This is a genomic window from Lactococcus sp. FSL K6-0773, from assembly GCF_038006485.1.
Lineage (GTDB): Bacteria > Bacillota > Bacilli > Lactobacillales > Streptococcaceae > Lactococcus > Lactococcus lactis.
Genome location: NZ_JBBOVF010000001.1, coordinates 1,195,054 through 1,208,772, shown reverse-complemented (window position 1 = coordinate 1,208,772; position 13,719 = coordinate 1,195,054). Strand labels below are relative to the sequence as shown.

At 35.7% G+C, this 13,719-nt stretch carries 8 protein-coding genes; all 8 read left to right on the top strand.

Annotated elements, in window-relative coordinates; genetic code table 11:
• Positions 1-76: 76 nt before the first annotated feature.
• The 8 genes from pflB (at position 77) to acnA (ending at position 13,708) form a co-directional block, all read left to right on the top strand.
• Positions 77-2,440 carry a formate C-acetyltransferase gene (gene pflB, locus MHB61_RS05660; protein ID WP_137016538.1) on the top strand — a complete coding sequence of 788 codons (2,364 nt, stop codon included), beginning with the start codon at positions 77-79 and terminating at the stop codon, positions 2,438-2,440.
• Between the two features lie 131 nt (positions 2,441-2,571).
• Positions 2,572-3,231: a dephospho-CoA kinase gene (gene coaE / locus MHB61_RS05655; RefSeq protein ID WP_137016536.1), complete on the top strand. Its 660-nt coding sequence runs from the start codon at positions 2,572-2,574 to the stop codon at positions 3,229-3,231.
• Between the two features lie 2 nt (positions 3,232-3,233).
• On the top strand, positions 3,234-4,451 hold the full coding sequence (locus MHB61_RS05650; RefSeq protein ID WP_137016534.1) for a multidrug efflux MFS transporter: 1,218 nt from the start codon (positions 3,234-3,236) through the stop codon (positions 4,449-4,451).
• Positions 4,448-4,594, top strand: coding sequence for a 50S ribosomal protein L33 (gene rpmG, locus MHB61_RS05645; protein ID WP_003129585.1), 147 nt, complete (start codon positions 4,448-4,450; stop codon positions 4,592-4,594). Before MHB61_RS05650 ends, rpmG begins: the two co-directional genes overlap by 4 nt.
• Positions 4,595-4,934: 340 nt before the next feature.
• A complete protein-coding gene (locus MHB61_RS05640; RefSeq protein WP_014570401.1) occupies positions 4,935-6,197 on the top strand; it encodes an FtsW/RodA/SpoVE family cell cycle protein in 1,263 nt (420 codons plus the stop codon).
• A gap of 105 nt (positions 6,198-6,302) precedes the next feature.
• Positions 6,303-9,716, top strand: coding sequence for a pyruvate carboxylase (locus tag MHB61_RS05635; protein ID WP_023163848.1), 3,414 nt, complete (start codon positions 6,303-6,305; stop codon positions 9,714-9,716).
• Positions 9,717-9,839: 123 nt separating this feature from the next.
• Complete coding sequence (locus MHB61_RS05630; RefSeq protein WP_003129590.1) at positions 9,840-11,165, top strand: citrate/2-methylcitrate synthase; 1,326 nt, start codon at positions 9,840-9,842, stop codon at positions 11,163-11,165.
• A complete protein-coding gene (acnA, locus tag MHB61_RS05625) occupies positions 11,162-13,708 on the top strand; it encodes an aconitate hydratase AcnA (protein ID WP_003129591.1) in 2,547 nt (848 codons plus the stop codon). Before MHB61_RS05630 ends, acnA begins: the two co-directional genes overlap by 4 nt.
• The last annotated feature ends 11 nt before the right edge of the window (positions 13,709-13,719 follow it).

Below are 13,719 nucleotides of genomic sequence, written 5' to 3'. Positions count from 1 at the left end.
TTCTGTTTGCTATTCTCAAACTGTATGATATAATGAAGTTGTAATTTGAAACAGAAAGAACAAAGGAGATTTCAAAATGAAAACCGAAGTTACGGAAAATATCTTTGAACAAGCTTGGGATGGTTTTAAAGGAACCAACTGGCGCGATAAAGCAAGCGTTACTCGCTTTGTACAAGAAAACTACAAACCATATGATGGTGATGAAAGCTTTCTTGCTGGGCCAACAGAACGTACACTTAAAGTAAAGAAAATTATTGAAGATACAAAAAATCACTACGAAGAAGTAGGATTTCCCTTCGATACTGACCGCGTAACCTCTATTGATAAAATCCCTGCTGGATATATCGATGCTAATGATAAAGAACTTGAACTCATCTATGGGATGCAAAATAGCGAACTTTTCCGCTTGAATTTCATGCCAAGAGGTGGACTTCGTGTTGCTGAAAAGATTTTGACAGAACACGGTCTCTCAGTTGACCCAGGCTTGCATGATGTTTTGTCACAAACAATGACTTCTGTAAATGATGGAATCTTTCGTGCTTATACTTCAGCAATTCGTAAAGCACGTCATGCTCATACTGTAACAGGTTTGCCAGATGCTTACTCTCGTGGACGTATCATTGGTGTCTATGCACGTCTTGCCCTTTACGGTGCTGATTACCTTATGAAGGAAAAAGCAAAAGAATGGGATGCAATCACTGAAATTAACGAAGAAAACATTCGTCTTAAAGAAGAAATTAATATGCAATACCAAGCTTTGCAAGAAGTTGTAAACTTTGGTGCTTTATATGGTCTTGATGTTTCACGTCCAGCTATGAACGTAAAAGAAGCAATCCAATGGGTTAACATCGCTTATATGGCAGTATGTCGTGTCATTAATGGAGCTGCAACTTCACTTGGACGTGTTCCAATCGTTCTTGATATCTTTGCAGAACGTGACCTTGCTCGTGGAACATTTACTGAACAAGAAATTCAAGAATTTGTTGATGATTTCGTTTTGAAGCTTCGTACAATGAAATTTGCTCGTGCAGCTGCTTATGATGAACTTTATTCTGGTGACCCAACATTCATCACAACATCTATGGCTGGTATGGGTAATGACGAACGTCACCGTGTCACTAAAATGGACTACCGTTTCTTGAACACACTTGATACAATCGGAAATGCTCCAGAACCAAACTTGACAGTCCTTTGGGATTCTAAACTTCCTTACTCATTCAAACGTTATTCAATGTCTATGAGCCACAAGCATTCTTCTATTCAATATGAAGGTGTTGAAACAATGGCTAAAGATGGATATGGCGAAATGTCATGTATCTCTTGTTGTGTCTCACCACTTGATCCAGAAAATGAAGAAGGACGTCATAACCTCCAATACTTTGGTGCGCGTGTAAACGTCTTGAAAGCAATGTTGACTGGTTTGAACGGTGGTTATGATGACGTTCATAAAGATTATAAAGTATTCGACATCGAACCTGTTCGTGACGAAATTCTTGACTATGATACAGTTATGGAAAACTTTGACAAATCTCTCGACTGGTTGACTGATACTTATGTTGATGCAATGAATATCATTCATTACATGACTGATAAATATAACTATGAAGCAGTTCAAATGGCCTTCTTGCCTACTAAAGTTCGTGCTAACATGGGATTTGGTATCTGTGGATTCGCAAATACAGTTGATTCACTTTCAGCAATTAAATATGCTAAAGTTAAAACATTGCGTGATGAAAATGGCTATATCTACGATTACGAAGTAGAAGGTGATTTCCCTCGTTATGGTGAAGATGATGATCGTGCTGATGATATTGCTAAACTTGTCATGAAAATGTACCATGAAAAATTAGCTTCACACAAACTTTACAAAAATGCTGAAGCTACTGTTTCACTTTTGACAATTACATCTAACGTTGCTTACTCTAAACAAACTGGTAATTCTCCAGTACATAAAGGAGTATTCCTCAATGAAGATGGTACAGTAAATAAATCTAAACTTGAATTCTTCTCACCAGGTGCTAACCCATCTAATAAAGCTAAGGGTGGTTGGTTGCAAAACCTTCGCTCATTGGCTAAGTTGGAATTCAAAGATGCAAATGATGGTATTTCATTGACTACTCAAGTTTCACCTCGTGCACTTGGTAAAACTCGTGATGAACAAGTGGATAACTTGGTTCAAATTCTTGATGGATACTTCACACCAGGTGCTTTGATTAATGGTACTGAATTTGCAGGTCAACACGTTAACTTGAACGTAATGGACCTTAAAGATGTTTACGATAAAATCATGCGTGGTGAAGATGTTATCGTTCGTATCTCTGGTTACTGTGTCAATACTAAATACCTCACACCAGAACAAAAACAAGAATTAACTGAACGTGTCTTCCATGAAGTTCTTTCAAACGATGATGAAGAAGTAATGCATACTTCAAACATCTAATTCTTAAAATTTAATGAATATTCGGTCTGTCAGTTTTACTGACAGACTTTTTTTACGAAAAAATTAATCATAATAGTTAAAAACTATTGTTTTTAGTTTAAGAAAGTTAAATTTTATGCTAAAATAGATGAATGAAAATGGTAATTGGATTGACAGGCGGAATTGCGAGTGGGAAATCAACGGTGGTTGATTTTTTGATTTCTGAGGGTTATCAAGTGATTGATGCTGACAAAGTTGTCCGTCAATTACAAGAACCTGGCGGAAAACTTTACAAGGCAATAGTAGAAACTTACGGTTTAGATTTTATTGCTGACAATGGACAGTTAAATCGTGAAAAATTAGGAGCTTTAGTTTTTTCTGATTCAAAAGAGCGCGAGAAATTATCAAACTTACAAGATGAAATTATTCGTACAGAATTATATGATAGACGTGATGACTTATTAAAAAAAATGACTGACAAGTCTGTCAGTAAAAATTTTGATTCAAAGAGTCAAGGAAAAAATCTGTCAGTAAATAAGCCAATGTTTATGGATATTCCGTTATTAATTGAATACAATTATACCGGATTTGATGAAATATGGTTGGTCAGCTTACCTGAAAAAATACAATTAGAAAGACTGATGGCAAGAAATAAGTTTACGGAAGAAGAAGCTAAAAAACGAATTTCTTCACAAATGCCATTGTCAGAAAAACAAAAAGTCGCTGATGTCATTCTGGATAATTCTGGAACGATTGAAGCACTAAAAAAACAAATCCAGCGAGAACTAGCTAGGATAGAAGAACAGAAATAGAGGTGAATCGCACGAAAACAGTTAATTGGAAAAGGAATTTATTTATAACATGGATTGGCTGCTTTTTTGTAGGTTCATCATTTTCACTCGTCATGCCCTTTCTCCCCTTGTATATTCAAGGACTGGGTGTAAGCGGTGGGAATGTTGAACTTTACTCAGGGTTAGCTTTTTCTTTGCCAGCCTTAGCTTCAGGGTTAGTTGCCCCCATTTGGGGACGTCTAGCTGATGAGCATGGGCGTAAAGTGATGATGGTACGTGCCAGTATCGTCATGACCCTAACAATGGGAGGAATAGCTTTTGCCCCTAATGTTTGGTGGTTACTTGGATTACGTTTGCTAATGGGATTTTTCTCTGGCTATATCCCTAACTCAACAGCAATGATTGCTTCACAAGCTCCAAAAGATAAATCAGGCTATGCCCTTGGAACATTAGCAACAGCAATGGTTTCTGGAACACTGATTGGTCCTTCACTTGGTGGGTTATTAGCTGAGTGGTTTGGCATGGCAAATGTCTTTTTGATTGTCGGCGCTCTATTAGCCTTAGCAACTTTACTAACCATTTTCTTTGTTCATGAAAACTTTGAACCAATTGCTAAAGGTGAAATGTTATCTAGTAAAGAAATTATTAATAAAGTCAGTAACAAACAAATTCTTTTTGGATTATTAGTTACAACATTTATTATTCAAATCACCTCGCAATCCATTGAACCATTTGTGACCTTGTATATCAAAACCCTGACGACAAGCACGAACAATTTGATGTTCATTTCAGGTTTAATTGTGTCAGCAGTTGGATTGTCGGCAATGTTATCATCAAGTTTTCTAGGACGTTTAGGAGATAAATACGGTTCACATCGTTTAATTTTGATTGGACTAGTTTTTACATTTATTATTTATTTACCAATGGCCTTTGTGCAAAGCCCACTCCAACTTGGGATATTACGCTTCCTTCTTGGTTTTGGAACTGGTGCTTTGACGCCGTCAGTAAATTCGTTGCTTTCAAAAATTACTCCCAAAGAAGTTGTCAGCAGAATTTTTGCTTACGCACAAATGTGTTCTAATTTAGGAATGGTAACCGGTCCATTAGTCGGATCAGCAATTGCAGGTTATATCAGTTATCGAGCAGCAATTGTAGGGACAAGTCTTTTTGTCATTGTTAATATTATTTGGTCCTTTATTAATTTCCGAAAATATCTGCGGAAACGGAGTATTATGGAATGAGAGTAAAAATTACATTAATTTGTAGTTCTTGTGGGAACAAAAATTATATTAGTAGCAAAAATAAAGCAACCCATCCGGAAAAAGTTGAAACAATGAAGTTTTGTCCCAAAGAACGAATTGTTACACTTCATCGTGAAGGTTAGACAGCAAGAATTATCTTGCTGTTTTTTTATTTATAATAAGTTTTTACTATGTACACTTATTAAGAATTGTGATAATATTATATAATAAAGTAAACAATATTTCATTAGAGGTGTTTTATGCAAAAAAAGACATTATTTTTTCATTATAATAGCAGTTGATGGAGACAGATAAAAAATTTTAATCATAATTTTGTGGACCATTTATAAAAGAAAAAATTCAGTTTAAAAAATATATTCGGAAATACCTTATCTTTGGGTGGTAGAAACTTATAAGCACTTTGAAAATCTTTATAAATTATTCAACTCATGCTATAATAATATGAATGAGGAAAAAAAGATAATGAATTTAAATAAGAATAATTTTTTAAACTACTCTATATTGATTCCATACCTAATTCTTGCAGGAATTGGTATTGTGATGGTTTTTTCAACCACGGTTCCTGATCAGTTACAAAAAGGATTAAATCCTTATAAATTAGTAATTAACCAAACAGCATTCGAATTATTGAGTCTCATTATGATTGCAGTGATTTACCGTCTGAAACTTAGAGCCCTTAAGAATAGAAAAATGATAGGAACAATAATGGTTATTTTGATTCTGTCATTAATATTTTGTAGGATAATGCCTTCCAGTTTTGCTCTGACAGCACCCGTAAATGGAGCCAGAGGTTGGATTCATATTCCAGGAATCGGAACTGTGCAGCCAGCAGAATTTGCCAAAGTTTTTATTATCTGGTATTTAGCCTCAGTTTTTTCAACAAAACAAGAAGAAATTGAAAAACGTGATATAAATGAGATTTTTAAAGGAAAGACGCTCTTTCAAAAACTTTTTGGTGGTTGGCGATTACCCGTAGTTGCCATTTTATTGGTTGACCTTATCATGCCTGACCTAGGTAATACTTTGATTATTGCTGCAGTTGCTTTGATAATGATTGGAGCCAGCGGTATATCTTGGCGTTGGTATTCCGGCTATTCAAAATTAATTCTATCTTTGATGGCCATTTTCTTAGGATTTCTTTTCATTGTAGGTGGAAATATCATTCCAAGTTTCTTACCCATCACTTATATCAATAAACGATTTGAAGCTTTTGTTAATCCTTTTACAGACTTAGCCAATTCTGGACACCAGTTAGCTAATTCATACTATGCTATAGTTAATGGTGGTTGGACAGGGCGTGGTTTAGGAAATTCGATTCAAAAAAATGGTTTCTTACCAGAAGCTCAAACTGACTTTATCTTTCCAATTGTCGTGGAAGAATTAGGAATCATTGGCGGAATTATTATTCTAGCTATTCTCTTTTTCTTGATAAGCAGAATGTTAATTGTTGGAATTCGTGCTAAAAGTGCCTTTAACTCACTCATTATGATTGGGGTATCTGGTTTATTGTTAGTTCAAGTCTTTGTCAATGTGGGTGGAGCAATCGGAATTATTCCAGAAACAGGAGTAACCTTCCCCTTCCTATCACAAGGAGGGTCGTCCTTCCTTGTCTTATCGTTGGGAATTGCATTTGCATTAAATATTTCAGCTGATGAGAAACGAAGAGAAGTTTCTGAGCTCTCAAATCATTATAGTAGCAGTGTCCCAACTTATGAAAACGATTGACAATTGTCAGTCGTTTAAAAGTGTATAAAAGATTTTTATAATATATGAAAGAGTGAAAGGTAATGACCAATTACCTTTCCAAGCAAGCCTCATTAAGGAGTCAAAATGAAAAAACTACTCGTCGCCAATCGTGGAGAAATCGCCGTTCGTGTCTTTCGTGCCTGTAATGAACTCGGACTTTCTACTGTAGCCGTCTATGCAAGAGAAGATGAATATTCTGTTCATCGCTTTAAAGCAGATGAATCTTATCTAATCGGTCAAGGAAAAAAACCAATTGATGCCTATTTGGATATTGATGATATCATTCGTGTTGCCCTTGAATCAGGAGCAGATGCTATTCACCCAGGTTATGGCCTCTTATCTGAAAATCTCGAATTTGCTACCAAAGTTCGCGCAGCAGGTTTAGTTTTTGTGGGTCCTGAACTTCATCATTTGGATATTTTCGGTGATAAAATTAAAGCTAAAGCAGCTGCCGACGAAGCAAAAGTTCCAGGAATTCCCGGAACAAATGGAGCAGTAGATATCGACGGCGCTTTAGAATTTGCTAAAACTTACGGTTATCCAGTTATGATTAAGGCCGCTTTAGGCGGTGGTGGTCGCGGAATGCGAGTTGCGCGTAATGATGCTGAAATGCATGATGGTTATGCTAGAGCAAAATCAGAAGCAATTGGAGCTTTTGGTTCTGGCGAAATCTATGTTGAAAAATATATTGAAAATCCAAAACATATTGAAGTCCAAATTCTTGGAGATAGTCATGGAAATATTATTCACCTCCATGAGCGTGACTGTTCAGTACAACGACGTAATCAAAAAGTCATTGAAATTGCGCCAGCCGTGGGACTTTCACTGGACTTCCGTAACGAAATATGTGAAGCAGCAGTCAAACTTTGTAAAAATGTTGGCTATGTTAATGCTGGTACAGTTGAGTTTCTTGTTAAAGATGATAAATTTTATTTCATTGAAGTAAATCCACGTGTTCAAGTTGAACATACAATTACGGAACTTATCACAGGTGTAGATATTGTCCAAGCTCAAATTTTGATTGCTCAAGGTAAAGACTTACATAGAGAAATTGGACTTCCAGCACAGTCTGAAATTCCACTTTTGGGTTCAGCAATTCAATGTCGAATCACAACAGAAGATCCACAAAATGGATTCTTGCCAGACACAGGTAAAATTGATACTTACCGTTCACCAGGTGGTTTTGGTGTACGTTTAGATGTCGGAAATGCCTATGCTGGATATGAAGTAACTCCATATTTTGATTCACTTTTAGTAAAAGTTTGTACTTTTGCCAATGAATTTAGTGACACCGTAAGAAAAATGGACCGCGTTCTCCATGAATTCCGTATTCGTGGTGTCAAAACAAATATTCCTTTCTTGATTAATGTTATTGCTAATGAAAACTTCACAAGTGGTCAAGCAACAACAACCTTTATTGATAATACACCAAGTCTGTTCAACTTCCCACACTTACGTGACCGTGGAACAAAGACGCTGCATTATTTATCAATGATTACAGTCAATGGCTTCCCAGGGATTGAAAATACTGAAAAACGTCATTTTGAAGAACCACGTCAACCCCTTCTTAATCTTGAAAAGAAAAAGACAGCCAAAAATATCTTAGATGAACAAGGGGCTGATGCTGTTGTTGATTATGTTAAAAATACAAAAGAAGTATTATTAACAGATACAACTTTACGTGATGCTCACCAATCCTTGCTTGCTACTCGCTTACGTTTACAAGATATGAAAGGAATTGCCCAAGCGATTGACCAAGGGCTACCAGAACTTTTCTCAGCTGAGATGTGGGGTGGTGCAACCTTTGATGTGGCTTATCGTTTCTTGAATGAATCACCATGGTATCGTCTGCGTAAACTACGTAAACTCATGCCAAATACCATGTTCCAAATGCTCTTCCGTGGTTCAAATGCAGTTGGTTACCAAAACTATCCAGATAATGTGATTGAAGAATTTATCCGAGTAGCGGCGCATGAAGGTATCGATGTTTTCCGTATCTTTGATAGTCTTAACTGGTTACCCCAAATGGAAAAATCCATTCAAGCCGTTCGCGATAATGGAAAAATTGCAGAAGCAACAATTTGTTATACGGGAGATATCCTAGACCCAAGCCGACCAAAATATAATATTCAATACTATAAAGACTTAGCAAAAGAATTAGAAGCAACAGGTGCTCATATCTTGGCAGTTAAAGATATGGCAGGTTTATTGAAACCTCAAGCTGCTTATCGTTTGATTTCAGAATTAAAAGATACCGTTGATTTGCCAATTCATTTGCATACACACGATACTTCAGGAAATGGAATTATTACATATTCTGGTGCAACTCAAGCAGGTGTAGACATTATTGACGTAGCAACAGCGAGTCTTGCTGGCGGAACATCTCAACCATCAATGCAATCTATTTACTATGCACTTGAACATGGTCCTCGCCATGCTTCAATTAATGTAAAAAATGCTGAACAAATTGACCATTATTGGGAAGATGTTCGTAAATATTATGCACCATTTGAAGCGGGTATTACAAGTCCTCAGACAGAAGTTTACATGCATGAAATGCCTGGTGGTCAATACACTAACCTAAAATCTCAGGCAGCAGCAGTTGGTCTTGGACATCGTTTTGATGAAATCAAACAAATGTATCGTAAAGTTAACATGATGTTTGGAGATATTATTAAAGTAACTCCTTCTTCAAAAGTAGTTGGAGATATGGCTCTCTTTATGATTCAAAATGATTTAACAGAAGAAGATGTTTATGCGCGTGGTAACGAACTTAATTTCCCAGAATCTGTAGTATCATTCTTCCGTGGAGATTTAGGACAACCAGTGGGTGGCTTCCCAGAAGAATTACAAAAAATTATCGTGAAAGATAAAGCCGTAATTACTGACCGTCCAGGCTTACACGCAGAAAAAGTTGATTTTGAAACTGTTAAAGCAGACCTAGAACAAAAAATTGGCTATGAACCAGGAGATCACGAAGTTATCTCATATATCATGTATCCACAAGTTTTCCTTGATTATCAAAAAATGCAAAGAGAATTTGGAGCAGTTACACTACTTGACACTCCTACTTTCTTACATGGAATGCGTCTCAATGAAAAAATTGAAGTACAAATTGAAAAAGGTAAAACACTCAGCATTCGTTTAGATGAAATAGGAGAACCTGACCTAGCTGGAAATCGTGTTCTCTTCTTTAACCTAAATGGTCAACGTCGAGAAGTCGTAATTAATGACCAATCTGTACAAACTCAAGTTGTGGCTAAACGCAAAGCCGAAACAGGAAATCCAAACCAAATTGGAGCTACTATGCCAGGTTCTGTTCTTGAAATTTTAGTTAAAGCTGGTGACAAAGTTCAAAAAGGTCAAGCCTTGATGGTTACTGAAGCCATGAAAATGGAAACAACTATTGAAGCACCATTTGATGGCGAGATTGTTGACCTTCATGTGGTTAAAGGTGAGGCAATTCAAACTCAAGACTTGTTAATCGAAATTAATTAATATAAATTAAACCTACCTTTTGGGTAGGTTTTTTATTTTTCTTCAAAAAAATATTTAAATTTTCAGAAAATATATAATTTTCGGAATAAAAAGTGTATAATAATGAAATAGATGGAGGCGTTTATGAATTTATTGAGTAAAGAAGAAAAAATGATTAAAAATTCACAAATTCCTAGTGAATTTTACAAAAAGTACAATGTTAAAAAAGGTTTAAGAGACATTAATGGGAAAGGAGTTTTAGCGGGTTTAACCAATATTTCGGCGATACATTCTTTTGATAAAGAAGGAAACCAAATTCCCGGTATTTTAGAGTATAGAGCTTATAATATTAAAGATATTATTAATGATTTAAGAAAAGAAAATCGTTTTGGTTTTGAAGAGATGACTTATCTATTGTTATTTGGAGAACTTCCCACGGCAAATGAACTTCAGGAATTTCAAAACCTTTTAGCCAGTAGGAGAACTCTACCAGAATTTTTTATCCGTGAAACTATTTTAACCAACCCTTCAAGTGACGTGATGAATTCGATGAGCCGTTGTATACTAGCTCTTGCTAGTTACGATGAGAAAGTTTCAGATATCTCGATTGAAAATGTTTTAGAACAATCTTTTGGACTTATTGCTGATTTTCCACTTCTTGCGATTTACAGTTACCAATCTTATGTTCATTATTTTAAAAAAGAAAGTCTTTATATCCATTATCCTGATCCAAAAATGACGACCGCTGAGAATATTTTACGAATGCTTCGCCCAGACTGCCATTACACAGAGGTAGAGGCTAAAGTATTAGATATTGCCTTGATTCTTCATATGGAACATGGTGGAGGTAACAATTCGACTTTTACGACTCATGTGGTCACCTCAAGTGGAACAGATACTTATGCTACAATTGCTGCTGCCCTCTCCAGTTTGAAAGGGCCTAAACACGGTGGAGCTAATATTAAGGCAGCAAAAATGTTGGAAAATATAAAAGAAAATATTTCTAATTATGAAGATGACGCTGAAATAGAAAAGTATCTCCATAAAATCTTAAATAAAGAAGTTTTTGATAAGCAAGGATTAATTTATGGTATTGGTCACGCCATTTATAGTGTAAGCGACCCACGATTTGAGGTTTTTAAATCCTATGTAGAGACTTTAGTAAAAGAAAAAGGATTGGAAGAGGAATTCAAATTATATGAAAAAGTTGCAAGGCTAGCTCCTAAAGTAATATCGGAAAATCGGAAAATATATAAAACAATTTGTCCAAATGTTGATTTCTACTCTGGCTTTGTCTATAGAATATTGGAAATTCCACAAGAATTATTTACTCCATTATTTGCGATTGCTAGAATTGTAGGTTGGTTAGCACATCGTATAGAAGAACTAATTAATATGAATAAGATTATCCGTCCAGCCTATGAAAGTGTCTTAGAATCAAAAAATTATATAAAGTTGGGGGAAAGATGAAAAAAATAAGTATTTCTAAAAAAATATACCATTATTATGATATCTCAGAAACTGAAAGAATTGAAGATTTTCCATATAGTTTACGAGTTCTTTTAGAAAGTTTGATTAGACAGAAAAATGACGAGAATATCAATCAGGCTCATATTCAATCCGTTAAAGACTATTTAAAAGGGGAAGTTGGTCAAGAAACAGTTTTCTTACCAAGTCGTGTTGTTCTTCAGGATTTCACAGGAGTTCCAGCTATTGTTGACCTTGCAGCAATGAGAGACGCAATGGTTGAATTAGGAAAGAATCCTGAATTAATTAACCCAGAAATTCCAGTGGATTTGGTAATTGACCATTCTGTTCAAGTGGATTTTCAAGGAAATGAAGAGGCTTTTCTGCTAAATTCAAAAAAAGAATTTGAACGTAATCGTGAACGTTACGAATTTTTAAAATGGGCAGAGCAATCTTTTGATAATTTTAGAGTAGTCCCTCCAGCAACAGGTATTATTCATCAAGTTAATATTGAATATTTAAGTGAAGTAATTACCGAAAAAAATGGCGTTTTATATCCAGATAGTGTTTTTGGTACAGATAGTCATACAACAATGATTAATGCCCTTGGTGTTCTTGGTTGGGGAGTAGGAGGAATTGAAGCAGAAGCAGTGATGCTAGGAGAGCCTAGTTCATTGACTGTTCCAGAAGTAGTAGGAGTTAGATTAATAGGTAAGTTAGGAGCATTTGCTACTGCAACAGATTTAGCTTTGACAATCACAAAAATTTTACGAGATGAAAAAGTGGTAGGAAAATTCGTTGATTTTTTTGGAGAAGGACTAAAAAATTTAAGTTTAGCAGATAGAGCGACAATTTCAAATATGGCTCCTGAGTATGGTGCCACATGTGGATATTTTCCGATTGATAATGAAACTTTGAAATATCTTCGGGCGACAAATCGTTCTGAGGAAGTGGTTGCGCGAGTAGAAACCTATGCAAAGGCAAATAAGTTATTTTATGACGAAAAACGTGAACCATACTATAATAAGACGATTAATGTTGATTTAAGTGAAGTAGCAACACGATTATCAGGTCCCTCTCGTCCCCAAGATATGCTTGAATTGTCTGAGCTAGCAAATAACTTTGAAGACTTTGCTAAAAAACAAAAACCTCTGAAAGAAGAGGATGGAAAAATTGCAATTGCCGCTATTACAAGTTGTACCAATACGAGTAATCCACATGTTATGATGATGGCGGGATTACTTGCAAAAAATGCAGTAGAACAAGGCCTTACGGTTCCTAGCTGGGTTAAAACTTCATTAGCTCCTGGTTCAAAAGTTGTTACCTCTTATTTAGAGAAAGCGGGTCTCCTTCCTTATCTTGAAACGTTGGGATTTTATGTAGTAGGATATGGCTGTACAACCTGTATAGGTAACTCAGGGCCACTTTTAAGTGAAATGGAAACAGAGATTAGAAATAAAGAACTGATTGCAACGAGTGTTTTGAGTGGCAATCGAAATTTTGAAGGTCGAATTCATCCATTAGTGAAGGCGAACTATCTAGCAAGTCCTCCATTAGTAGTTGCGTATGCTTTAGCGGGTTCTGTTCGTAAAAATTTAACAACTGTTGCTCTGGGGACTAATCTAGAAGGTGAAAAGGTATATTTGAAAGATATTCTGCCAACTTCTGATGAAGTGAATGATTTAGTGCAAAAATACGTAACAAGTGATTTATATGCTGAAAGTTATGCTAAGGTTTTTGATGAAAATACAGTCTGGAATAATATCAAAACAAAGAAAAGTGAAGTTTATGACTGGAAATCTGAATCTACCTATATTTCTAATCCACCATATTTTGAAAACTTAACTATGATAAATAAACCGATAGCTTCACTGTCAAATTTACATGTTTTAGCAAAATTTGGTGATTCTATCACAACTGACCATATTAGTCCAGCAGGGAATATTCCTTTAAAATCCCCAGCTGGGGATTATCTAAGTTCTCGAGGACTTGCTTATAAGGATTTTAATAGTTTTGGTTCAAGACGCGGAAATGATAAAGTAATGACAAGGGGAACATTTGCTAATATCCGTATCAAAAATCAGCTTGTTGCTCCTCTTGAGGGAGGTTATTCTCTATTCAATAATGAAACATTACCTATTTATGAGGTAGCTAAAAAATATAAAGAACAAGGACAAGGATTAATTGTTCTTGCTGGTAAGGATTATGGAATGGGTTCCAGTCGAGACTGGGCGGCCAAGGGAACAAAATTACTTGGAGTCAAGGCTGTAATTGCTGAGAGTTTTGAACGTATTCATCGAAGTAATCTCGTCATGATGGGTGTTCTTCCCCTACAGTTTCTAGATAATGAAAATGCCGAAACTTTAGGATTAAGTGGTTATGAAAGTTTTTCTATAGAGCTACCAGAAAATCCCAAAATTCATGAAAAAATTACTGTAAGTACTGCCGAAAAAAACTTTGAGGTTCTTTTACGCTTTGATTCTCAGGCGGATTTAGATTACTATGCTAATGACGGTATAATGCCTTATGTGATTCGGAAAAAATAAAAAAATAGGTG

Excerpts from the sequence above, each read along its gene's own strand:
- pflB (WP_137016538.1), top strand. The coding sequence starts at position 77 with ATGAAAACCGAAGTTACGGAAAATATCTTTGAACAAGCTTGGGATGGT.
- coaE (WP_137016536.1), top strand. The coding sequence starts at position 2,572 with ATGAAAATGGTAATTGGATTGACAGGCGGAATTGCGAGTGGGAAATCA.
- rpmG (WP_003129585.1), top strand. The coding sequence starts at position 4,448 with ATGAGAGTAAAAATTACATTAATTTGTAGTTCTTGTGGGAACAAAAAT.
- MHB61_RS05640 (WP_014570401.1), top strand. The coding sequence starts at position 4,935 with ATGAATTTAAATAAGAATAATTTTTTAAACTACTCTATATTGATTCCA.
- MHB61_RS05635 (WP_023163848.1), top strand. The coding sequence starts at position 6,303 with ATGAAAAAACTACTCGTCGCCAATCGTGGAGAAATCGCCGTTCGTGTC.
- MHB61_RS05630 (WP_003129590.1), top strand. The coding sequence starts at position 9,840 with ATGAATTTATTGAGTAAAGAAGAAAAAATGATTAAAAATTCACAAATT.
- acnA (WP_003129591.1), top strand. The coding sequence starts at position 11,162 with ATGAAAAAAATAAGTATTTCTAAAAAAATATACCATTATTATGATATC.